21 protein-coding genes and 1 pseudogene are annotated in these 22,832 nt (G+C 71.2%); 20 read left to right on the top strand and 2 right to left on the bottom strand.

Annotation, left to right across the window (positions count from 1 at the left end; genetic code table 11):
* The first annotated feature begins 87 nt into the window (after window positions 1-87).
* On the top strand, window positions 88-543 hold the full coding sequence (locus BMG523DRAFT_RS06475) for an Rrf2 family transcriptional regulator (RefSeq protein ID WP_011437944.1): 456 nt from the start codon (window positions 88-90) through the stop codon (window positions 541-543).
* 31 nt (window positions 544-574) lie between these two features.
* Here the strand turns inward: BMG523DRAFT_RS06475 and BMG523DRAFT_RS06470 are convergent, their stop codons facing one another.
* Both BMG523DRAFT_RS06470 and BMG523DRAFT_RS06465 read right to left on the bottom strand, forming a co-directional pair.
* Window positions 575-1,099 carry a DUF4439 domain-containing protein gene (locus BMG523DRAFT_RS06470; protein WP_011437943.1) on the bottom strand — a complete coding sequence of 175 codons (525 nt, stop codon included), beginning with the start codon at window positions 1,097-1,099 and terminating at the stop codon, window positions 575-577.
* Window positions 1,096-1,827: a hypothetical protein gene (locus tag BMG523DRAFT_RS06465; protein WP_152987833.1), complete on the bottom strand. Its 732-nt coding sequence runs from the start codon at window positions 1,825-1,827 to the stop codon at window positions 1,096-1,098. Before BMG523DRAFT_RS06465 ends, BMG523DRAFT_RS06470 begins: the two co-directional genes overlap by 4 nt.
* Before the next feature lie 289 nt (window positions 1,828-2,116).
* Here BMG523DRAFT_RS06465 and rimP point away from each other — a divergent pair, with 289 nt between their 5' ends.
* From rimP to BMG523DRAFT_RS06375, 19 genes and pseudogenes are all read left to right on the top strand, one after another.
* Window positions 2,117-2,923 carry a ribosome maturation factor RimP gene (rimP, locus tag BMG523DRAFT_RS06460; protein WP_011437941.1) on the top strand — a complete coding sequence of 269 codons (807 nt, stop codon included), beginning with the start codon at window positions 2,117-2,119 and terminating at the stop codon, window positions 2,921-2,923.
* On the top strand, window positions 2,920-4,017 hold the full coding sequence (gene nusA / locus BMG523DRAFT_RS06455; RefSeq protein WP_011437940.1) for a transcription termination factor NusA: 1,098 nt from the start codon (window positions 2,920-2,922) through the stop codon (window positions 4,015-4,017). Before rimP ends, nusA begins: the two co-directional genes overlap by 4 nt.
* 7 nt (window positions 4,018-4,024) lie before the next feature.
* Window positions 4,025-4,294: a YlxR family protein gene (locus tag BMG523DRAFT_RS22745; RefSeq protein WP_011437939.1), complete on the top strand. Its 270-nt coding sequence runs from the start codon at window positions 4,025-4,027 to the stop codon at window positions 4,292-4,294.
* Between the two features lie 282 nt (window positions 4,295-4,576).
* Entirely contained in the window at window positions 4,577-7,780 is a 3,204-nt protein-coding gene (infB, locus tag BMG523DRAFT_RS06450; protein ID WP_043590650.1) for a translation initiation factor IF-2, read from the top strand.
* 78 nt (window positions 7,781-7,858) lie between these two features.
* Window positions 7,859-8,155: pseudogene (locus BMG523DRAFT_RS06445) on the top strand (DUF503 domain-containing protein); the annotation flags it as partial.
* Between the two features lie 94 nt (window positions 8,156-8,249).
* The gene (rbfA, locus tag BMG523DRAFT_RS06440) at window positions 8,250-8,756 is read left to right on the top strand and encodes a 30S ribosome-binding factor RbfA (protein ID WP_011437936.1); all 507 of its coding nucleotides are present in this window, start codon (window positions 8,250-8,252) and stop codon (window positions 8,754-8,756) included.
* Window positions 8,757-8,817: 61 nt separating this feature from the next.
* Complete coding sequence (locus BMG523DRAFT_RS06435; protein ID WP_023840216.1) at window positions 8,818-9,942, top strand: bifunctional oligoribonuclease/PAP phosphatase NrnA; 1,125 nt, start codon at window positions 8,818-8,820, stop codon at window positions 9,940-9,942.
* Window positions 9,939-10,922 (top strand): tRNA pseudouridine(55) synthase TruB, encoded by a 984-nt coding sequence (gene truB, locus BMG523DRAFT_RS06430; protein ID WP_011437934.1) that lies wholly within the window; start codon window positions 9,939-9,941, stop codon window positions 10,920-10,922. The genes BMG523DRAFT_RS06435 and truB overlap by 4 nt, the downstream gene beginning before the upstream one ends.
* A gap of 66 nt (window positions 10,923-10,988) precedes the next feature.
* Window positions 10,989-11,918: a bifunctional riboflavin kinase/FAD synthetase gene (locus tag BMG523DRAFT_RS06425; protein ID WP_011437933.1), complete on the top strand. Its 930-nt coding sequence runs from the start codon at window positions 10,989-10,991 to the stop codon at window positions 11,916-11,918.
* Between the two features lie 194 nt (window positions 11,919-12,112).
* Window positions 12,113-12,382, top strand: coding sequence for a 30S ribosomal protein S15 (rpsO, locus tag BMG523DRAFT_RS06420; RefSeq protein WP_011437932.1), 270 nt, complete (start codon window positions 12,113-12,115; stop codon window positions 12,380-12,382).
* Between the two features lie 285 nt (window positions 12,383-12,667).
* Window positions 12,668-14,857: a polyribonucleotide nucleotidyltransferase gene (locus BMG523DRAFT_RS06415; protein WP_011437931.1), complete on the top strand. Its 2,190-nt coding sequence runs from the start codon at window positions 12,668-12,670 to the stop codon at window positions 14,855-14,857.
* 33 nt (window positions 14,858-14,890) lie between these two features.
* On the top strand, window positions 14,891-16,270 hold the full coding sequence (locus BMG523DRAFT_RS06410; protein ID WP_049761120.1) for a pitrilysin family protein: 1,380 nt from the start codon (window positions 14,891-14,893) through the stop codon (window positions 16,268-16,270).
* Window positions 16,271-16,371: 101 nt separating this feature from the next.
* Window positions 16,372-17,106 (top strand): 4-hydroxy-tetrahydrodipicolinate reductase, encoded by a 735-nt coding sequence (dapB, locus tag BMG523DRAFT_RS06405; protein ID WP_011437929.1) that lies wholly within the window; start codon window positions 16,372-16,374, stop codon window positions 17,104-17,106.
* A gap of 65 nt (window positions 17,107-17,171) precedes the next feature.
* On the top strand, window positions 17,172-17,396 hold the full coding sequence (locus BMG523DRAFT_RS06400) for a hypothetical protein (RefSeq protein WP_023840213.1): 225 nt from the start codon (window positions 17,172-17,174) through the stop codon (window positions 17,394-17,396).
* Window positions 17,393-17,893: a hypothetical protein gene (locus tag BMG523DRAFT_RS06395; protein WP_011437928.1), complete on the top strand. Its 501-nt coding sequence runs from the start codon at window positions 17,393-17,395 to the stop codon at window positions 17,891-17,893. The genes BMG523DRAFT_RS06400 and BMG523DRAFT_RS06395 overlap by 4 nt, the downstream gene beginning before the upstream one ends.
* A gap of 498 nt (window positions 17,894-18,391) precedes the next feature.
* On the top strand, window positions 18,392-19,342 hold the full coding sequence (locus BMG523DRAFT_RS06390) for a UDP-glucuronic acid decarboxylase family protein (RefSeq protein WP_023840212.1): 951 nt from the start codon (window positions 18,392-18,394) through the stop codon (window positions 19,340-19,342).
* A 409-nt stretch (window positions 19,343-19,751) separates the two neighbouring features.
* Window positions 19,752-20,096, top strand: coding sequence for a hypothetical protein (locus BMG523DRAFT_RS06385; RefSeq protein ID WP_035911383.1), 345 nt, complete (start codon window positions 19,752-19,754; stop codon window positions 20,094-20,096).
* A 26-nt stretch (window positions 20,097-20,122) separates the two neighbouring features.
* Window positions 20,123-21,190, top strand: coding sequence for a UDP-glucose 4-epimerase GalE (galE, locus tag BMG523DRAFT_RS06380; protein WP_011437926.1), 1,068 nt, complete (start codon window positions 20,123-20,125; stop codon window positions 21,188-21,190).
* The gene (locus BMG523DRAFT_RS06375) at window positions 21,168-22,796 is read left to right on the top strand and encodes a UDP-glucose/GDP-mannose dehydrogenase family protein (protein ID WP_051623788.1); all 1,629 of its coding nucleotides are present in this window, start codon (window positions 21,168-21,170) and stop codon (window positions 22,794-22,796) included. Before galE ends, BMG523DRAFT_RS06375 begins: the two co-directional genes overlap by 23 nt.
* Window positions 22,797-22,832: the final 36 nt, after the last annotated feature.

The following is a 22,832-nucleotide window of genomic DNA, read 5'->3' as shown; positions in this document are numbered from 1 at the left end:
GAACAGCGCCCGTCGGCGCGGGGCCGTGCCTCGCCCGGTGCCGACCCGGCCCACCCATTCGGCGAGGACCGGCGGCAAAATGGATGCATGCAGATCTCCGCTCGCGCCGACTACGCATTGCGCGCACTCCTGACGTTGGCCGCGAGCAACGGTCGGCTCGTCAAGGGCGAGGCGCTTGCCGCGGCGCAGGATCTGCCGCTGCGCTTCCTCGAGAACATCCTCACCGATCTACGCCGGGCGGGGCTGGTCCAGAGCCGCCGGGGCGCGGACGGGGGATACCAGCTGAGCCTTCCCCCCGAGCGGATCACCATCGCCACGGTGATCCGGGCGACCGACGGTCCGCTCGCCAGCGTGCGGGGCCGGCGTCCTGAGGACACGAATTACGACGGCGCGGCCAAGCACCTGCAGGATGTGTGGATCGCGGTTCGAGTGAACCTGCGGCGGGTGCTGGAGGCCGTGACCCTCGCCGACGTGGCGAGTGGTCAGCTTCCGGACATCGTGACCACCCTCGGCTGCGATCCCGACGCGTGGGTCACCCGCTGACGGGAGCGGCCCGGCCTCCCTGGACGCCAGGTCATGTCCCCGGTAGCGCGCGGCTCGCGGCTGCCAGCGGCATGCCGGCCGCGATGCGGGCCCGCTGCGCGCGTACGGCGGTGCCGGTCAGCGCGTCCAGAGCCAGCGCACGGACGTCCCCGACGAGCACAGCGACAGCGTCGTGGGCCGCCATGGCGCAGGCGTCCTCGATCCTGGCCAGGAGGGCCAGTGCCGCCCCGATGCCCTCCGGCGCGACGGGGAGCCGATAGGCGGGCAGTGCCGGTGGCGCATCCCCGCCGCGGGCCCGGATCGCGGTGATGAGGTCGTCGCGCAGCGCCTGGTGCGCCAGACAGCTCAGTCGCGCGAGCTCGCGCGCCTGAGCCGCGGCCGGGCCGAGCGGCGCGACGGCACCTCCCGCCGCCGCGGTGGCGTAGACCGCGGCATGCGTGGCCGTGAGCATCGTGACCAGTGCCGCGACGCCCGCGGGATCCGGGTGCTCGGTTGCGGCGGTCGATTCCGTGGGGGTCGCCGACGCCGGATCGCCCGATGGTGTGTCGGCGGTCATCCGGACACCCGGCTCGCAGCGAGGGCCAGCAGCTCCGCATGCGCGGTCCCGGCGGCGCACATGCTCGCCAGCAGGGACGCGAGCGGACCGCCCGCGCGCAGGCAGTCGGTGCGGGCGGCGTTCGTCGCCGCACCCTCCATCCCGGTCAGGGAGGCGAGGGTGGCGGCGCGGGCCGTGGGTGACTCGTTGACGAGCTGCGCCGTTCCCGCCGTCCCGGCGCCGTCACGCCCGATCGCCTGGGTCGGGGTGGCTGCCTGGGTCGGGGTGGCTGCCTGGGTCGGGGTGGCTGCCTGGGTCGGGGTGGCTGCCTGGGTCGGGGTGGCTGCCTGGGTCGGGGTGGTCGCCTGGGTCGGGGTGGTCGCCTGGGTCGGGGTGGCCGGTGCGGAGCCCGGGAACTGTTCGGCCAAGGTCCGGAGCTGGACCTCGTGATGGGCCCGCAGCGTGTCGAACAGGGGACGCAGGGACGGGTGGCGCTCGGCCGCCGTCCGGTACGCCGCGGCCAGCGCGGCCGCCCGGACGGCGGCGGCCCTCGCCGCCCGGCGGTCGTCGCCGTCCGGACCCACCGCGGGACCGGTCCGATTCGTCGTGACCGTGGTGCTGCAGCCGGCGGCCTCGAATCCGGCAAATCCGGCGAATCCGGTAAGGGCAAGGCTGGTCAGCCCGGTGAGGAGCCGTCGTCGGGAGGCGTGGGTGAGGTTCGCCGGATCCACCGTCGCAGCTTTGCACATCCCCTGCTGTCGTCCGGAGCGCCGTGTGGTCCGCGCGGCCTGATCCGGTTACCCCCGGGTCGCGACGGACCCCGGTCGGGGCGGACGTAGGCTATGGATCTCACCCGGGATGCCGTCGCCCCGGGGCGGCCCAGCCCGGCGGGACCGTCGGCGGTCGGTCCTCGCTGTTCGACGGTGCCGCGGGTCGGGTCGACGAGGGTCGCACGGCTTGATGGCGCCGGCCGAACCTGGGTATCGCCCCCGGGGGATGACAACGTAGCGGCCGGCCTACGGCGTGGGGAGCGACGTCGTGGGTTCGGCGGATGATCAGGCATCGCGGATGCGGGAAGGGACGGTCGAAGTGGTAGGGGCGGGGGAGGCCGGCCGCGCGCGTGACCGGAGCCCATCCGGATCGGCCCGCGGGCGCGGCGGCGTTCGGACGGCGCTGCGGGCTCGGCTGGCGGCTGGCCTCGCCGACGCGGGCTTCGATCTCGAGGATGTGACGGTCACACGGGCCGGATCGCGCAGCGTGGTGCGGGTGGTGGTGGACCGCGACGGAGGAGTCGACCTGGACGCGGTCGCGGACGCCAGCCGGCTCGCCTCCGAGCTGCTTGACGCCGCCGAGACCGACGGCCAGGGCCTGGTCGCCGGGCCTTATGTTCTCGAGGTCACCTCACCGGGCGTCGAACGGCCGCTGACCGAGCCTCGGCACTGGCGCCGCGCGATCGGCAGGCTTGTCACGGTACGTGATCGAGACGGCATCGTCCTCGCCGGGCGTGTCCTGTCCGCCGACGAATCGGGGGCGGATCTGGCGGTGGCGACGGATCCCGCGCGGCCCGGACGCCCCCCGCGTCGGCGGCTCGCGCGGGTGACCTTCGCACAGGTGGCCCGGGCTACCGTCGAGGTCGAGTTCTCGGCCGAGGCGTATGATGATCTTTCTATCGAGTCGGTGGAGACGCCGTCTTTGTCCGCCGTGTTGGTGGAACCCGGCGAGACAGCCGATCTCGGGTACGGAGAGCCGGACGACGATCTTCCGGCGGCGCCGGGGAGGGAATCCAATGACGACGGCCGGGAGGCCGGCCCCCGGGGCGCGGCCGGTAAGGAGATGACCCGGTGAAGCTCGACGTGGCCGCGCTGCGCGGAATCGAGCGGGAGAAGGACATTGCCTTTGACACCTTGGTGCAGGCGATGGAGACGGCCCTGCTGACGGCTTATCACCACACGGCCGGGTCCGCGCAGGACGCCCGGGTGGTGATCGACCGGACGACCGGAGATGTCTCCGTCCTTGCCCGGGAACAGGGCCCGGACGGCACCAGCCGGGAGTACGACGACACCCCGGCGGACTTCGGGCGGATCGCGACCATGACCGCCAAACAGGTGATCATGCAGCGGCTGCGCGAGGCCCAGCAGGAGGTCACCTACGGCCAGTACGCCGACCGGGAGCACGAGATCGTTTCCGGTGTGGTGCAACATCACGAACAGCGGGCCGGCTCCAGGGTCGTGCTCGTCAATCTCGGCACCGTCGAGGGTGTCCTGCCGCCGGCCGAGCAGGTCCCCGGCGAGCGGCTTGAGCACGGCGACCGAATCAAGTGTTATGTGGTGCACGTCGCGCGGGGGCCGCACGGACCCACGGTGACGTTGTCCCGCACCCATCCCGAGCTGGTGAAGGGGCTGTTCCGGCTGGAGGTGCCCGAGGTCGCCGACGGCACCGTGGAACTCGCCGCGATCGCCCGCGAGGCCGGGCATCGCAGCAAGATAGCGGTGCGGTCCCGGGTGGCCGGGGTCAACCCCAAGGGCGCGTGCATCGGGCCGATGGGCAGCCGGGTGCGTGCCGTCATGGCCGAACTGCGGGGCGAGAAGATCGATATCGTTGACTGGTCGGCCGACCCGGCAACCTTCGTCGGGAGCGCGCTGTCTCCGGCCCGGGTGGCCCGGGTCGAGGTGACGGATCCGGCGAGCCGCTCGGCGCGGGTGGTGGTGCCCGATTACCAGCTGTCGTTGGCCATCGGGCGTGAGGGGCAGAACGCCCGCCTCGCCGCCCGGCTGACGGGGTGGCGCATCGACATCCACTCTGACACCGAGGACTCCGGCGAGGGCGGTGGGAGCGGATCCGAACGGGACTCCGCTGGAGCGCCTCGACGATCGGGACCAGCTACGGTGCCGCGGCGATCACCTGCCGCGGGTGGCCATTCTCGGGGCCAGGCGGGATAGACTTACGATGGCGCGTCGTGCGGAGCCCGTCCGTACCTGTGTCGGATGCCGAAGCCGTGCGTCGAGTTCTGACCTACTGCGTATCGTCGTAGAAGGCGGCGAGCTTCTGCCGGATGCTCGTCGTCGGATGCGTGGTCGGGGTGCGCACGTGCATCCTGATCTTGCGTGCCTCGATCTCGCGGAGCGTCGCAAGGCGTTCTCACGAGCACTGCGGGTGTCAGGCCCGCTCGGGTCGAAGCAGGTCAGGCTGTATCTGGAGCGGTTTCGCCCGCGGTAGCCGGTCCCTCCGGGAGCGGTCCGCCGTAGTCGCGCCAGGCACAGGGAGATACCAGGTAAAGATGGATGGATGGAACGGGCGGACCGCGGCAGCGGGCCGGCCGGGTCAGACGGAGTGGGTACCCGCGCCAGCGGCATCCGCTCCCACAGGCGGCGCCAACAGACGTCGACAGGGAAGCAGGTCGAGACAGCGATGACCGCTCAATGAGCACCCAGCCATGATCACGACCGGCAGGTAACGAGGTCACGCGGGCACGGACCGCGGGCCGAACGAAGGAGCACCGTGGCAGGAAAGGCCCGCGTACACGAGCTCGCCAAGGAGCTTGGTGTCGACAGTAAGACCGTGCTCGCCAAGCTCAAGGATCTCGGCGAGTTCGTGAAGTCCGCTTCGTCCACTGTCGAGGCACCCGTCGTCCGCAAATTGAAGGAAGCGTTCCCCGCCGACGGCGCACCCACTTCCCCGGGCCGGGCCACCAGCCGTCCGGGACCGCCGGGTGGCGGCGCTCGTCCGACCCCGCCGTCCCGTCCTGGTCTGGCGCCTCGGCCCGGTCCGCGCCCGGTTCCCGGGCGGCCTGGTCCCCTCGGCCGGCCCGGTCCGGCGACCCCGGCGCCGTCCCCCTCGCCCGCGTCCCCGCCGCTACCGGCCTCCCCGGTGCAGGCTTCGCCGGTGCAGGCCTCCCCGGTGCAGGCTTCGCCGACGTCTGCACCCGCCGCTCCCCGTCCGGCCGCGGCCTCCGCCGTGCCCGCGCCGCCGATGCCGTCCGTGCCGTCCGCTCCCTCCGGGCCGCGACCCGGGCCGAACGCTCCGCGTCCCGGTGCCCCGCAGGGCGGTGGCCGTCCGCGTCCCGGCACCCCGGTTCCTCCCTCGGGTCCCACCGCTGGCGGTCCCACCGCTGGCGGTCCCACCGCTGGCGGTCCGACCGCTGGCGGTCCGACCGCAGGCGGCCCCCGGCCCGGGCCGCGTCCCGGACCCCGGTCGGCTGCGCCCGGTAACAACCCCTACACGACGCCGTCCGCTGGGCCGCGTCCGTCCGCTGGGCCGCGTCCGTCGGCCGGGCAGTCGGGTCCGCCATCGACGCCCACTCCCCGGCCCAGCGCCCCGCGGTCGGGTACCCCCCGGCCAGGTACCCCCCGGCCGGGTGGACCGCGCCCCGGTGGCACCGGTGCCGGTGGTCCACGGCCCACTCCCGGCGGGATGCCACCACGTCCCGGCGGTCCACGGTCAGGAGCGGGGGGCGGCATGCCGCCCCGCCCAGGTGGCACCGGGGGGCCGCGCCCCAACGCGAACATGTTCCAGCCTCGGCCCGCCGGTGGCCCTCCCGGACGCCCGGGCGGTGGTGGCGCGCCCGGTCGTCCCGGCGGTGGTGGCGCGCCCGGTCGTCCCGGCGGTGGCGGCGGTCCGCGTCCCGGCGGATTCGCCGGGCGGGGTGGTGCGCCCGGTCGTCCCGGTGGTGGTGGCGGCGGTGGTGGTGCGCCCGGTCGTCCCGGTGGTGGTGGCGGCGGTGGCGGTGCGCCCGGTCGTCCCGCGGCCGGCGGCCGTGGCCGCGGTGGGACCACGGCGGGCGCCTTCGGCCCCGGTGGCCGTGGTCGCCCCGGTCGCCAGCGCAAGTCCAAGCGCGCGAAGCGGCAGGAATGGGAGAGCGGGCTCGAAGCGCCGCGCATGGGCGCGATGGTGCCCCGCGGCAACGGGCAGGCCATCCGGCTTCCCCGTGGCGCCTCGCTGGCCGATTTCGCCGACAAGATCGACGCGAACCCGGGCGCTCTGGTCCAGGTCGTGTTCACCCAGCTCGGCGAGATGGTGACCGCGACCCAGTCCTGCACCGACGAGACGCTGCAGCTGTTGGGTGTCACGCTCGGCTACGAGGTCCAGATCGTCAGCCCGGAGGACGAGGACAAGGAGCTTCTCGAGAGCTTCGACCTCTCCTTCGGCGGGGAGTACGGCGACGACGTCGAGCTCAGCTCCCGGCCGCCGGTCGTGACCGTCATGGGTCACGTCGATCATGGTAAGACGAAACTGCTGGACGCCATCCGCTCCACCGACGTGGTCGGGGGCGAGGCCGGTGGTATCACCCAGCACATCGGTGCCTACCAGGTGCGGGCCAAGGTCGACGGCGACGAGCGTCCGATCACCTTCATCGACACTCCGGGCCACGAGACCTTCACGGCCATGCGGGCCCGCGGTGCGCAGGTGACGGACATCGTGGTCCTGGTCGTGGCCGCCGACGACGGGGTGAAGCCGCAGACCATCGAGGCGCTGAACCACGCCCAGGCGGCCGGCGTCCCGGTCGTGGTGGCGGTCAACAAGGTCGACAAGGAGGGCGCCGACCCGGCCAAGGTGCGGGGTCAGCTCACCGAGTACGGCCTGGTGGCGGAGGAGTACGGCGGCGACACGATGTTCGTTGACGTCTCCGCCCGCAACCGGACGAACATCGACGGCCTGCTCGAGGCGATCGTCCTGACCGCCGACGCATCCCTGGACCTGCGGGCTCCGACCGAGGTCGAGGCGCAGGGTGTCGCCATCGAAGGTCGGCTCGACCGGGGCCGGGGTCCGGTGGCGACCGTGCTGGTCCAGCGCGGCACGCTGAGGGTCGGTGACTCGGTCGTCGCCGGCGAGGCGTTCGGTCGGGTTCGGGCGATGCTCGACGAACACGGTGGTCAGGTGGTCGAGGCGGGCCCGGCCCGACCCGTCCAGGTCCTGGGGTTCACCAGCGTTCCCGACGCGGGTGACAACTTCCTGGTGGTGCCCGAGGACCGGGTGGCCCGTCAGATCGCCGAACGGCGTCAGGCCCGCGAGCGTAACGCGGAGCTGGCGCTGAGCCGGGGCCGTCCGACGCTGGAGACGATCCTCGAGCGGATGAAGGAGGGCGAGAAGACCCAGCTCAACCTCATCCTCAAGGGCGATGTGTCCGGTTCGGTCGAGGCGCTCGAGGACGCCTTGCTCAAGATCGATGTCGGTGACGAGGTCGGTCTGCGGATCATCGACCGTGGGGTCGGCGCGATCACTGAGACCAACGTGATGCTGGCGTCGGCGTCCGACGCGATCATCATCGGCTTCAACGTCCGGCCGCAGGGCAAGGCGACGGAGCTGGCCGACCGTGAGGGCGTCGAGGTCCGGTACTACTCGGTGATCTACCAGGCTATCGAGGACATCGAGAACGCCCTGAAGGGCATGCTCAAGCCCGTCTACGAGGAAGCGCAGCTCGGTACCGCCGAGGTCCGCGAGGTCTTCCGCGTGCCGCGGATCGGCAACGTGGCCGGCTCTCTGGTCCGTTCCGGCGTCATCCGGCGGAACACCAAGGCCAGGCTCATCCGCGACGGCGTCGTCGTGGCCGACAACCTCACGGTCGAGTCGCTCAAGCGTTTCAAGGACGACGCGACGGAGGTCCGCGAGGGCTACGAGTGCGGTATCGGTCTCGGGTCGTTCAACGACATCAAGATCGATGACGTGATCGAGACGTTCGAGCAACGGGAGGTTCCCCGCGCCTGAGCACCTCCGCGGCCGGTGACGATCGAGCTGTCTGCCCGATCGTCACCGGCGGTGTGTGCCCGGCGGCGGGAGACGACCATGTGGATCGGAACCCTCAGCCTTGATCTGCTGCTCGGTGACGTGCACTCGTTGAAGGAGAAACGGTCGGTGGTGCGGCCGATCGTGGCGGAGCTGCGTCGCCGTTTCGCCCTCAGCGTGGCCGAGACCGGCCATCATGATCTGCACCGGCGAGCCGAGATCGGGATGGCGGTCGTCGCCGCGGACCGGGCGCACTGCGTCGAGGTCCTCTGTTCCTGCGAGCATCTGGTGGCCCAGCGACCGGACGTCGAGGTCCTCGCCGCGCGGGCGCGCTACTTTTCGGCGGACGACGCGGACGACGAACCGCATGCACCCGGTGAACCGCACGCACCCGGTGCATCTGCCGCGGTGAGCGTGCCGCCGGCGGGACCGGCGAACGAGGAGGTGGACGGTGGCTGATCCGGCCCGGGCACGGCGGCTGGCCGTGCGTATCCGCGAGGTTGTGGCGTCCACGCTGGAGCGTGGCGTCAAGGATCCTCGACTCGGCATGGTGACCGTCACGGATGTGCGGCTGACGCCGGATCTGGTCGACGCGACGGTCTTCTACACCGTCTACGGCGATGAGACGGCGCGGCAGGCGTCGGCCCAGGCGCTCGAATCCGCCCGGGGGCTGCTGCGCAGCCAGGTCGGCCGGGCCACGGGGGTGAAGGTGACCCCGACGCTCACCTTCGTTCATGACCGACTTCCCGACGACGCCCAGCATCTGGAGAAGTTGATCAGCGTTGCCCGGGAACGCGACGCGTATCTGGCCGAGGTCCGTCGGGATGCTCGCCCGGCGGGCGACGACGATCCCTACCGCCGGCCGCGCCCCGCCGCCGGCGAGGTGGATGAGCTGAGCGAGGTGGATGAGCTGAGCGAGGTGGACGAGTACGGCGGGACGGCCCGGCAGGAGGGATGACGGGGTACGGGCCCGGGACACCGCGGTGACAGGCACGAGACAGCTGCGATGGGAACTGACGATGAGCGATGCGACCGATCTCGCGGGCCCGCCGGCGGCGTCGGTCAACCGCTCCCGCCCGGACGGTGCCGGTCCGACCGGTGATTTCCAGGCCGCGGTGACCGCACTGACCGGCGCGATCGACGCCGGTGACGACATCCTGCTGATCGCCCACGTGAACCCCGACGGGGACAGTCTCGGATCGGCGTTGGCGCTGGGGCTCGCGCTGCGGTCGCTGGGCGGAAGGCCGCGGGTGTCCTTCGACGCGGATCCCTTCGTCGTTCCCCGGGTGCTTCGTTTCCTCGCCGGTCAGGATCTGTTGGTGGCCCCCGAGGCCGTCACCGGCCGGCCGGGTCTCGTGGTGACCCTGGACGCCGGCAGCCGGTCCCGGCTGGGCAGGCTCGCCAGCACCACGGCCGGTTGCCGGGTCCTGGTCGTCGACCACCATGCCTCCAACACCCGGTTCGGCGATCTCAATCTGGTCGACCCCGAGGCGGCCTCGACCAGCGCCATGGTCATCGACCTCGTCGATGCCCTGGGCGTGCGGCTCGACCGGGACATCGCGACAGCGATCTACACCGGTCTGGTAACCGACACGGGATCGTTCCGTTTCGCCGCGACGACACCGGCGGTGCACCAGCTGGCCGCCCGGCTGGTGGCCACGGGCATCCGTCCCGACCTGATCAGCCGTGCCCTGTGGGACACCCACCGCTTCGGCTATCTCAAGCTACTCGGGGAGGTTCTCGGCCGCGTCCGGCTGGAGCCCGAGTACGACCTCGTCTGGTCCTGGTGCGGCCAGGCCGATCTGCGCGCCGCGGGACTGGAGTACGACGAGATCGAGGGGCTCATCGACACGGTGCGCACCGTGTCGGAGGCAGAGGTCGCCCTTGTCTGCAAGCAGGATGGTGACGTCTGGAAGGTCTCGGTCCGTTCCAAGGGGGACGTTGACGTCGGCGCGGTCTGTACGGCTCTCGGTGGTGGCGGCCATCGCTTCGCCGCCGGATTCTCCTGCGGGACGACGCTCGACGAGTTGATGGACGTGCTTCGGGACGCGCTGGCGCGGGCTCCGCGCCTGGGGGGCCCGGGGACTCCGGAGAATCCGCGCGGCCCGGGTGGCCCGAGGAACGCGGTCCGGAGCCCGCGGTGAGCACCCGGGGGGGATCCACCCGGGGATCCGCGCGGCCGGGGGGAGCCGCATCCCGCCGGGGATCCGGTCCCGGTCCCAGTCCCGGGCCACAGGTCGACGGGCTCGTCGTCGTGGACAAGCCGGCCGGCTGGACGTCGCACGATGTCGTCGCCAGGGCGCGGCGCATTCTCGGGCAGCGTCGGATCGGCCACGCGGGCACCCTCGATCCGATGGCGACGGGCGTGCTGGTGCTGGGAGCCGGCCGGGGAACCCGCCTGCTCGGACATCTCGCCCTCACCGACAAGGTGTACGACGCCACGATCCGGCTCGGCCGGACTACCACGACCGACGACGCCGAGGGCGCGCCGGTCGAGGACCGTCCGGTGGACGTCGACGCCGACCGGCTCACGCGGGCCATGGCCGCCCTTACCGGGGTGCTCGACCAGGTTCCTGCCAGCGTGAGCGCGGTCAAGGTGGGCGGGGTACGCGCGTACGCCAGGGTCCGGGCCGGCGAGGTGGTCGATCTCGCCCCACGCCGGGTGACGGTCCACCGCTTCGACCTGCTGGCGCGGCGGGCCGCGGGCGACGGGGCGGTGGACCCGGCCGGAACCGATTTGGAGGTCACGGTCGGTTGCTCCAGTGGAACATACGTGCGGGCGCTCGCCCGTGATCTCGGGGCGGCGTTGGACTGCGGGGCGCATCTGACCGCCCTGCGGCGCACCGCCGTTGGTCCCTTCGACCTGGCGGGCGCAGTGACTCTCGACACGTTCGCCGAGCTGGGGCCGCGGGCGGTCACATCGCTGACCGACGCGGTCGCGGCCGGCTTCCTGCGCCGCGACGTGACGGCGGAGGCGGCAGCGGACGTGTCCCATGGCCGACGGTTGCCCCCGGTGGGACGGCCGGGTACGTACGGCGTCTTCGGTCCCGACGGGACCGTGCTGGCCCTGGTCGAGGAGACCGAGCATGCGGTCCGGTCGCTCGTCGTCTTCGCCCCGGTCTAGTCCGGCGGCCCCGGCCGGGGTTCGGTGGCCCGACAGCGCCCCACGAGAATGTCCTAGGCTTCGCACGTGCAAACGTGGCGAGGGGCGGAGAACACGCCTGTCCAGTGGCGGGGCGGGGTCGTCACGATTGGCTTCTTCGACGGGGTGCACCTCGGGCACCGGCAGATCATCGGCCGGGCGGTCCGGCTGGCGCGGGAACGCGGTGAGCGTTCGCTGGTGTTGACCTTCGACCCGCATCCCGGTGAGGTGCTGCGACCCGGCAGCCATCCCGCCCTGCTCACGACGCTGCGTTTCAAGGCCGAGCTGTTGGCCGGGACCGGGGTGGACGCGCTCTGCGTCGAGCCGTTCACGCTGGAGTTCAGTCGGGTCTCCCCGGCTGACTTCGTGCACGGGATACTGGTCGAGCGGCTGCGGGCGAGCGTGGTCGTGGTGGGGGAGAACTTCACCTACGGTCACCGGGCCGCCGGGACGCTCGCGACGCTGTCGGAGGCGGGCGCCCGGGAGGGATTCGAGGTTGACGGGGTCCGTCTCGTCCGCTCCGGCGAGCAGGTGCTCTCCTCGACGGCGATCCGTGCCCGGGTGGCCGAGGGCGACGTGGCGGCTGCGGCGGCCGCGCTGGACCGGCCGCATCGGGTCGAGGGTGTCGTCGTGCACGGCGACGCGCGTGGCCGCACCATCGGCTATCCTACGGCGAACATCCAGGTGACGCCGTGGGCCGCCGTTCCGGCGGACGGCGTGTACGCGGGCTTCGCCTGCTGGTCCGGCCGCCGCCAGCCCGCCGCCATCTCGATCGGTACGAATCCGACGTTCGAGGGACGCGACCGGCGCGTCGAAGCGTTTCTCCTGGACTTCGACGAGGATCTCTACGGCGAGTACATGGCCTACGAGTTCACCCATCGGCTGCGTCCGACCCTGCGCTTCGACTCGGTGGCCGAGCTCGTCACCCAGATGGCCGCGGATGTGGAGGCCACCCGCGCGGCAACCCTGCTCGTCTGAACTCGTCTGAACTCGTCTGAACTCGGCTGAACTCCGCCGGTGGCCGAGCGGCTCTCCTCGGGTTGATAGGCTTCCCGGTCAGGCGGGTGCGGTGTGTCCGGACCGGACGGCGATGATGCCGAGGTCCGGTGATCGATCCGGGTGGGGAAGACCCCGGACGCGCGCCGTCCCGAAACAGAAGGAGAAGGTGGAGCGTGCCGCTCGCGAGCGACGTCAAGCAGAAGATCATGTCCGATTACGCCACCGTCGAGCGGGACACGGGCTCGCCCGAGGTGCAGGTCGCGATGCTGACCCGTCGGATCAGTGACCTGACCGAGCATCTCAAGGTGCATAAGCACGATCACCACAGCCGCCGCGGTCTGCTGCTGCTCGTCGGCCGTCGCCGACGGCTGCTGAACTACCTGGCGAAGACGGATATCAACCGATACCGCGCTCTGATCGAGCGACTCGGGCTACGGCGGTAGCGCGAAGAGGGGGAGCGGCCCGGGTGGGACGCTCCCTCTGACGCATCGGGGGTAGGTACCGAATGCGTCGAGCCGTCGGCGGAGTCGTCCGCTCGGCGGTGTGGAGGACCTGGCCGGGTCCGTGGTGGTGCGAGCCGCCGGTCCTCGGTCGTGGTCGCCGGGATGGGTACGGGCACCGGACCCGGGGACTTCGACTGAGCACCGGCATCCTCGTTGGCGTGGACCCGGCCGTAGAAGAGGCTCGGCCGCGTGGATCCGGCCGAGGAAGAGGATGGAGTGGTTCGAGTGGACGACTCGACACATGCGGCCGAAGCGGTCATCGCGACCCCGGCCGGAGACCGGACGGTTCGGTTCGAGACCGGACGTCTCGCCAAGCAGGCCGCCGGCTCCGCCGTCGCCTACCTGGGCGACACGATGGTGCTCTCGGCGACGACGGTCAGCAAGCAGCCCAAGGAACAGCTCGACTTCTTCCCGCTGACGGTGGATGTCGAGGAGCGGATGTACGCGGCCGGGCGCATCCCCGGTTCGTTCTTCCGGCGGGAGGGCCGCCCCAGCGAGGACGCGATCCTCACCTGCCGGCTCATCGACCGGCCGCTGCGGCCGTCGTTCGCCAAGGGGCTGCGCAACGAGATCCAGGTCGTGGCCACCGTGCTCGCCCTGGATCCCGACACCCTTTACGACGTGGTCGCCATCAACGCGGCCAGCGCGTCGACGACGCTGTCCGGCCTGCCCTTCACCGGGCCGATCGGTGCGACCCGGGTCGGGTTCGTCGACGGCGAGTGGATCGCCTTCCCGACCCATGCGGAGCTCGCTCGGGCGACCTTCGACATGGTCGTGGCCGGTCGGGTGATCGAGGACGGCTCGGACGTCGCGATCATGATGGTGGAGGCCGAGGCGACCCCGGGCACGGTCGAGCTGCTCGCGCACGGCGCGCCGGCTCCCACCGAGGAGGTCGTGGCCGCGGGCCTCGAGGCGGCGAAGCCCGCCATCCGTGAGCTCTGCCGGGCCCAGAGCGAGCTGGCCGCGCTCGCCGCGAAGCCTGCCCGGGAGTTCCCCGTCTTCATCGACTATCACGACGACGTGCTGGACGCGCTGTCCGCGGCAATCGGCGACGAGCTGTCCGCCGCGCTGCGCATCCCCGGCAAGGCTGAGCGCGAGAACGAGCTCGACCGGGTCCGCCAGCTCGCGGCCGAGAAGGTGGCCTCCCAGTTCGAGGGGCGAGAGAAAGAGATCGGCGCCGCCTACCGGGCGCTGACCAAGAAGCTCGTCCGCTCCCGCATCGTGACCGAGAGCGTGCGCATCGACGGTCGCTCGACAACCGAGATCCGCGCGCTGTCGGCCGAGGTCGACTACATCCCGCGGGTACACGGCTCGGCGCTGTTCGAGCGGGGCGAGACGCAGATCCTCGGCGTCACGACCTTGGCCATGCTGCGCATGGAGCAGACGGTCGACACGCTCAACCCCGACCGCACCAAGCGGTACATGCACAACTACAACTTCCCGCCGTACTCCACCGGCGAGACCGGCCGCGTCGGTTCGCCGAAGCGCCGAGAGATCGGCCACGGGGCACTCGCCGAGCGGGCCCTGCTCCCGGTGCTGCCCAGCCGCGAGGAGTTCCCCTACGCGATCCGGCAGGTATCCGAGGCGCTGGGTTCGAACGGGTCAACGAGCATGGGCTCGGTGTGCGCGAGCACCCTGTCGCTGCTCAACGCCGGGGTACCGCTCAAGGCGCCGGTCGCCGGGATCGCGATGGGCCTCATCCACGCCGACGACTCCTACGTCACCCTGACCGACATCCTCGGGGCCGAGGACGCCTACGGGGACATGGACTTCAAGGTCGCCGGCACCCGGGACTTCGTCACCGCGCTCCAGCTCGACACCAAGCTCGACGGCATCCCGGCCTCGGTCCTCGCCGCGGCGCTCCAGCAGGCGCGCGGGGCGCGGCTCGCGATCCTCGACGTGATGGCCGAGGCCATCGGCAGCCCGGACGAGATGTCCGCTCACGCCCCGCGGGTCATCTCCGTCAAGATCCCGGTGGACAAGATCGGGGAGGTCATCGGACCCAAGGGTAAGATGATCAACCAGATCCAGGCGGACAGCGGTGCCGAGATCACCGTCGAGGACGACGGGACGATCTACATCGGCGCGGTGGACGGTCCGTCGGCGGAGTCCGCCCGGTCGGCGATCAACGCGATCGCCAACCCGCAGATGCCCGAGGTCGGCGAGCGTTATCTGGGGACGATTGTGAAGATCACCAATTTTGGGGCCTTCGTCTCGCTCACCCCGGGCCGGGACGGCCTGCTCCACGTCAGCAAGCTCAAGACACTCTCCGGCGGTAAGCGGGTAGAGAAGGTGGAGGACGTCCTGACGGTGGGCCAGAAGCTCCAGGTCGAGATCACCGAGATCGACAGCCGCGGGAAGATCAGCCTGTCCCCGAGCGCCGAAGCCGCCGACGCGGCGGCCGCCGCCTCCTGACGGCCCGTCGTGTCCGACACTCCCACGCCCGACCTGACCTGCTCAGCGGGGACCGCCGGCGCGCCGCGGAACAAGCCGGTTCCCGGCGCCCGGGCCGCGCACCTGCTCGCTGCTGGCGGAGTCAGTGGCGAATCGTTGCTGGACGGCACGGCGCGCCGCACCGTGCTCCCCGGCGGTCTGCGGGTCATCACCGAGCGGGTCCCCGGGGTGCGCTCGGTCGCGATCGGCGTCTGGGTCGCGGTGGGCTCGCGCGACGAGACGCCGGTGACCGCCGGATGCTCCCACTACCTGGAGCACCTGCTGTTCAAGGGCACGCCCAGCCGGGACGCGTTGACTATCAGCGCGTCGGTCGAGGCGGTCGGCGGGGACATCAACGCCTTCACCGGCAAGGAGTACACCTGCTACTACGTGCGGGTGCTCGACTCCGATCTCGCGATGGCCGTCAACGTCATCGCCGACATGGTCACCAACTCGCTGGTGACAGCCGACGACGTCGAGGCCGAGCGTGGCGTGATCCTGGAGGAGATCGCCATGTACGAGGACGACCCGGGTGACCTCGTCCATGACGTATTCGCGGCGGCGATGCTCGGGTCGTCGGTACTCGGCCGCCCGGTGCTCGGGACGACCGAGTCGATCGAGGGGCTGGGCCGGGAGACCATCGCGGACTACTACCGCTCCCGGTACGTCCCGCCGGCGATGGTGGTCTCCATCGCCGGCAACCTGGCGCACGACCGGGCGCTGGCGCTGGTCGCCGAGGCGTTCGCCGACCGTCTGACGGTGAGCGCCGAGCCGTTCGAGGTGCGTGGCGGATCGTACGACTACCCGCCGCCGCCCGGCATCGTCGTGACCGACCGGCCGACCGAGCAGGCGCATCTCGTGCTCGGCACCAGGGGACTGTCCCGGCACGATCCGCGCCGTTACACGCTCGGCGTGCTGTCGACGGCGCTGGGCGGTGGGATGAGCTCGCGGCTGTTCCAGGAGATCCGGGAGAAGCGGGGGCTGGCGTACTCGGTGGGCTCGTTCGCCTCCCACTTCGCCGACGCGGGCCTGTTCGGCGTCTATGCCGGATGCGCCCCCAAGCGTGCCGACGTGGTCCTCGAGCTCGCCCGTGAGCAGGTACGCCAGATCGCCGAGCACGGGATCAGTGCCGAGGAACTCGACCGGGCCCGTGGGCAGAACCGCGGCTCGATGATCCTCGGCTTGGAGGACACCGGATCCCGGATGAGCCGCCTCGGCAAGAGCGAGCTCGTCCACGGTGAGGTCCTGTCGGTCGACGAGATCATCGCCCGGGTGGACGCGGTCACCCTCGACGATGTCACCGCGATCGCGCGGGAGCTGCTGGACCAGTCCTGGGCCCTGGGCGTCATCGGACCCTTCGACGACCACGACTTCAGCGCCGCCGTCGCCCGTTAGCGACTCTCGTCCCGAGAGGTTCACCGATGTCCGACTCCGAGTCCCGCCCGGTAACCGGCGCTGTCCCGGTAACCGGCGCTGTCCCGGTAACCGGGACAGCGGTGGGGGTGCTCGGTGCACGGGGACGGATGGGGTCGACGGTGTGTGCCGCCGTCGAGGCCGCCGCCGACCTGGCGCTGGTCGCGGCCCTCGGCACCGGCGATGACCGTGGTGCGCTCGCCGCGGCCGACGTCGTCGTCGACTTCACCACCCCCGACGCGGTGATGGACAACCTCCGCTGGTGCGTCCAGGCCGGCAAGCACGTCGTCGTCGGCACCACCGGCTTCGACGAGCCGCGGCTCGCGACCCTGCGTGGCTGGCTGGCCGCGGCACCGGGGGTCGGGGTGCTCGTCGCGCCGAACTTCGGGGTAGCCGCCGTGCTGATGATGACGTTCGCCGCCCGGGCCGCCCGGTTCTTCGACTCGGTGGAGATCATCGAGTTGCACCATCCCGGCAAGGCCGACGCGCCGAGCGGCACCGCCCGGCGTACCGCGCAGCTGGTCGCCGCGGCGCGTACCACCGCCGGGTTGCCGGTGGCCGGCCCGGACGCGACAACCGCCGCCCTCGACGGTGCCCGCGGCGCCCGGGTCGACGGCGTGCCGGTGCATGCCGTCCGCCTCGCCGGGCTCGTCGCGCATCAGGAGGTCCTGCTCGGGGGCGCCGGGGAGACCCTCACCCTGCGACACGATTCCTACGACCGCACCTCGTTCATGCCGGGGGTGCTGCTAAGCGTGCGGAAGGTCGGCGAGCGACCGGGACTCACGGTCGGTCTGGAGTCGCTGCTCGACCTGGACTAGCGCCGCGGGCATCTTGGGGCAGGTGTCTGCTGCCACCACGGGCCGCGAAAGATAGGTTTCCGGATGTGGTCGGACACGTTGACCGTCGTTTCCCGGCGGGTACCCGTAGCGTCTTTGGTATCGATCTTGGTACGACGTTCAGCTGCCTGGCCCGGGCGCGCCCCGACGACGTGTGCTCCCTGGTCAAGCGGCGGATGCCGGTCGTGGCGACCTTGGCGGCACCCGGGGCGCGGATCCGGCTGGATCCGGACGGCCCGGTGGCGTCGGCATCCGGTGGGGCGTCCAGGTGAGGGCCCGGTGGCTGGTGGCCGTGCTCGTCGCGGCGTGTGGCTTCTACCTCGGGCTGATCGGGTGGCGGGGAATCCAGTTGCTCGGCGACGATCGCTGGGCGGCCCGTGGACTCGGTCTCGGTGTCGTGCTGCTTCCGATGATCGGCGCCGTCGTCATCCTGCGTGAGCTGCGTTTCGGCCGCGACACCGAGCGGCTTGCCCGGATGTTCGACGTAGCCGCGGATGCGACGGCTGACGTCGAGTCCGGCACCGCCCGCGGCTTCGACCCCGGCGCCCGTGCCGACGAGCCGGTTCTCGTGCGCCGGCCGTCGGGCCGGATCGACCGCGCCTCGGCCGACGCCGCGTTCGCCCAGCGTCGGGCGGAGGTCGAGGCGGCGCCGGGTGAATGGCGTCGCTGGTACCGGCTCGCGGTCTCCTATGGAGATGCCGGGGACACCCGCCGGGGACGCGCCGCGATGCGTCACGCGATCGTCCTTGAGCGGCACTCCCGCGGGTGACCGTGCTCCGTCCCCTGGCGGTGAATTGCTCATCCAATGCAGGCGGCTCCGGGACGGCCATTGACATCTCCCGTAGGGAGTCGGGCGCCATCGGTGACGGGTGGTTATATCGTATCGACGTGGCTAGGAGGGAGACTGGGCCGGGCCGCGTACTTAACGCGTCGATGACCTGTGTACGATGCCGCAGAGGGTCGGCGTTGTCGGCCATCAGACTACTGGGGGGTAGTGCGGTGTTCGTGTCCTGCGGCCATTCGAGATCGGTCCGGCAGTGTCCATGCTGAGTGCTCCGGCGGGTGAGCAGCTACTGATCCTCTGATCTCCGATCATTTGATGTCCGTTTCCCCCGATCCTCCAACCTGGCCTCGCGGCGCGATCTGATCGGATGCGCCGCCTCCTTCGCATGGCTCAAGGGAGGACGCCCGTCGTCGCCGGACTCCGGACAGCGATCGACGGGCACTCTCCGGGGTCCTCTGTATTCCAGATCCGGGAGCACACGACGTGCGTGCGATAGTGACCGGCGGCGCCGGTTTTCTGGGCAGTCATCTCTGTGAACGCCTACTGGGCGGCGGCTACGAGGTCATCTGTTTCGACAACTTCATCACCGGCCGGCCGGAGAATGTGGAGCATCTGCTCGCCGACCCACGTTTCCGCCTGGTCAACCGGGATGTGAATGATTTCATTTATGTTTCTGGTCCGGTCGACGCCGTGTTGCACTTTGCGTCCCCGGCATCTCCGGTGGATTACTACGAGCTGCCGATCGAAACGCTCAAGGTCGGCTCGCTCGGTACCTTCCACGCCCTTGGCCTGGCGCGGCAGAAGAATGCTCGGTTCCTGCTCGCCTCGACCTCGGAGTCCTACGGCGATCCACAGGTCAATCCCCAGCCGGAAGGCTACTGGGGCAACGTGAACCCGGTCGGCCCGCGCAGTGTGTACGACGAGGCCAAGCGCTTCTCCGAGGCGGTGACCATGGCCTATCGGCGCAAGCACGGTGTCGACACCGGTATTGTCCGCATCTTCAACACCTACGGCCCGCGGATGCGGGTCGATGACGGTCGCGCCATTCCCGCCTTCATCTCCCAGGCGCTGCGGGGCGAGCCCATCACGGTCGCCGGTGACGGAACCCAGACCCGGTCCATCTGTTACGTCGACGACCTGATCGACGGCATCGTCCGACTTCTGCACTCGGACCTGCCCGGGCCCGTGAACATTGGGAACCCGCACGAGATGTCGATCCTCGACACCGCGGTGCTCGTCCGTGACCTGTGCGGATCGACGGCGCCGATCACCTTCGTCCCGCGGCCCCAGGACGACCCCTCGGTGCGTCAACCCGACATCACCCTCGCCCGGACCCTCCTGGGCTGGGAACCGAAGACGAGCCTGCACGACGGGCTCACCCGGACGATCTCCTGGTTCGCCGGCCAGCTCGCGGAGAGCCGTCAGGTCGCTTGACCGGCGTCACAGGTGTCCCGCCCCGCCACCGAGCTTTCCGGGGACGTGGCTTTCCAGGAACGTGGCCGCGCGGGGAACGTGACTTTCTGTTTGCGGGGGGAGGGTTCGTGATGGCCGGCGCCACGCCGTGTGCACCGCCGCGTTACGTGAGATCGGTGGCATTGGTCCGCAACCCGCCGAGGATGTCAGCGCCACCTACCTGCCGTGCGCGCTCAGGCCGAGGCGGGGCCCTCGCCGCCGATGCGTGGGCGAACGGCGACGGGCCCGGGACGTCCGCGGCAATGGTGACCCGAGAGTTCCCGTGGCCACGCCACCTCCCGGACATCTTCTTCCGGGACGTGGGCCGCCGGTCCCGGGTGCCGTGCGCGCGGTTCTTGCCACCGGCCGTGCACTACCCGACGCTGGCGCTGTGACCGGACCGGGGCTCCTGCTCGCGCCGATCGTCTGGTTCACCGGGATCGCCGCGGCCGCTACCAGGTCGGCGATGCACCGACCTGGGGGTTATGTTCTGCTGTGCCCGATGTCCGTCGCCCCGGGTGTGCCCGTGCCCATCGCGGTGTTCGCTGCCCGAACGGTCGGGACCGCGCGGTCCAGCCGAAGGGCGGTGGCGGTGGCCGTGGCCGTGGCCGTGGCCGTGGCCGTGGCCGTGGCCGTGGCCGTGGTACGGATCCTAGCCGCCGTCGGGTTGATCCTGCTGCCGGGATCGGTTGTTCCGGGCCGGTGTGGAGCACCGGTGACGAGTTGTTTCAGTTGATCACCGAAGAAGTGGATAACCGAGCTATGACGTCGACGAGTCGAGCCGAGACGGTCCTGGTGACCGGGGCGACGGGGTTCATCGGCTCTCATACCTGGGTGGACCTGCTCGCCGCGGGTCATCGGGTAGTGGGAGTGGACAACTTCGTCAACAGCTCACCGCGGGTGCTGGACAGGCTGCGTAAGGTGGTGGACGGCGACATCGACTTCGTGCGGCTCGATGTCCGTGACCGGGCGGCGCTCGGTGACGTGTTCCGCCGATGGAAGATCGATTCCGTTATTCACTTCGCCGCTCTCAAAGCCGTCGGCGAGTCGGTCGACATCCCGCTGGAGTACTACGACACGAACGTCAACGCGACGTTGGGTCTGGTCCGCGTGATGGCGGAGCACGGCGTGCGCCGGCTGGTCTTCTCGTCCTCGTGCGCAATCTACGGAGCGGCGGACAAGGTACCGATCGCCGAGGACACGCCGGCCCGCCCGACCAATCCCTACGCGCGCACCAAATGGATGTGCGAGCAGATCCTCGCCGACCTCTGCGCCCGGGATCCGTCCTGGCACGTGACGTCCCTGCGATACTTCAACCCCGCCGGGGCGCACGAGTCGGGCCTGCTCGGCGAGGATCCCCGTGGGGTGCCGAACAACGTCATGCCCTACCTGGCCCAGGTGGCGGTCGCCCGGCGCCCGGAGCTGTCCATCTTCGGCGACGACTACCCCACGCCCGACGGCACGGGCGTACGCGACTACATCCACGTGGTCGACCTGGCGGAGGGCCATCGACTCGCTCTCGATCATCTCGATGACCAGGCGGGACATCGGGTCATCAACCTCGGGACCGGCGCTGGCACCTCCGTGCGGGAACTGCTCGCGGCCTTCTCCGCGGCCTGCGCTCGTGATCTCCCCAGTCGCGTCGTGGCGAGGCGGCCGGGGGACGTCGCCGCCCTGGTCGCCGACGCGGCGCTCGCCCGTACGGCACTCGGCTGGTCAGCCCGCCGGGATGTCGCGGACATGTGCCGGGACGCCTGGGAGTTTCAGCGTCTCAATCCAGGGGGGTACGACGATGAGGAGGAGCCTGATGAGCTCGTCGGACAGCCTTGATGATGCGGCGGCGCCCGGAACCGGGCCTCGTCCACGCCTGACCGTCATCGGCACCGGGTACCTGGGGGCCACCCACGCGGTGTGCATGGCGGAGCTTGGCTTCGAGGTGCTCGCCGTGGACGTCGACCATTCGAAGATCGAGCGGTTGTCCGCGGGGGAGATCCCGTTCTTCGAGCCCGACCTCGCCGACCTCCTGCGCGCGAACCTCCGGACCGGACGGCTGCGTTTCACCACCTCCTTCGAGGAGATTGCCGAGTTCGGCGACGTGCACTTCGTCTGTGTGGGCACCCCCCAGCGTGCCGACGGTTACGGGGCGGACCTGAGCCACCTGCACGCCGCCATCGAGCGCCTCGCGCCGCTGCTGACCCGGCCGTGCCTCGTGGTCGGCAAGTCGACGGTGCCGGCCGGCACGGCTGCGGGGCTCGCCCGGACGATCGCGCAGCTCGCCCCGGCGAACCGCCCGGTCGCGGGCGAGACGGCGCCCGGCGCGGCGGGGGCCGACGGGTTGGGCCGCGTCGAGGTGGGTCATGACGGGTTGGGCCATGACGAGGTGGACGAGCCCGCCGCCGACATCTCCAGCGATCTCGCCGGCGTCCAGCTGGCCTGGAACCCGGAGTTCCTCCGGGAGGGCTTCGCGGTGGCCGACACCCTGCGACCGGACCGGCTCGTCTTCGGTGTCGCCTCCCCGGCTGCGGAGGGAGCGCTGCGGGCCGCTTTCGCGCCGGTGATCGCCCAGGGGGTGCCGGTCATCGTGACCGACTACGCGACGGCCGAGCTGGTGAAGACGGCGGCCAACTCCTTTCTCGCGACGAAGATCTCCTTCATCAACGCGATGGCGGAGGTGTGCGAGGCGGTCGATGCCGATGTCCTGACGCTGGCCGAGGCGCTGTCCCACGACGTGCGCATCGGCGGGAACTTCCTGCGTCCGGGGGNGGGGNTCGGGGGCGGCTGCCTACCCAAGGACATCCGGGCCTTCCAGGCCCGCGCAGACGAGCTCGGGGTCGGTGCGGCGCTGCGTTTCCTGCGTGAGATCGACGAGATCAACAATCGTCGCCGGGACCGTGTGGTGGACCTGGTCACCGCGGCCCTCGACGGCACGCTGGTCGGCCGGCGCCTCGTCGTGCTGGGCGCCGCGTTCAAGCCCAACTCCGACGACGTGCGGGACTCCCCGGCGCTCGCGGTCGCGGGGCTACTGGCCGAGACCGGCGCCGGGGTGACGGTCGTGGATCCGGTCGCGACGCACAACGCCCGGCAGGCCCTGCCCGGCCTCGCCTACAGCGACTCCGTCGAGGCCGTGGTCGAGGGGGCCGACGCGCTGGTCCTGCTCACCGAGTGGCGCCAGTTCGCCGACCTGGACCCGGCCCGGCTCGGGGCCGTGGTCCGGCGCAAGGTCGTGGTGGACGCCCGGCACGCGCTCGACGCCGACCAGTGGCGCCAGGCCGGATGGGTCTACCTGGCCCCCGGCCGGCCGACCGGCGTCATCCCGAGCTCGTTGCCGGAGCAGCGGCACCGGGGGGACGGAGCGCCGCCGGCGCCGGTCGAGCAGTGCGGCGAGACGGGTGCGCGGCTCGCGGAGGTCGAGGCGCGCGCGGGGCACCCGGTGTGATCGACGGGATGGGGCCCGGTGGAACGGGCCCCATCC

Origin of the sequence: Frankia sp. BMG5.23 (assembly GCF_000685765.2) — a bacterium.
In the GTDB taxonomy this organism is placed as follows: domain Bacteria; phylum Actinomycetota; class Actinomycetes; order Frankiales; family Frankiaceae; genus Frankia; species Frankia casuarinae.
The sequence above is the reverse complement of the archived record's forward strand: the minus strand, read 5'-3'. Positions and strand labels throughout refer to the sequence as shown.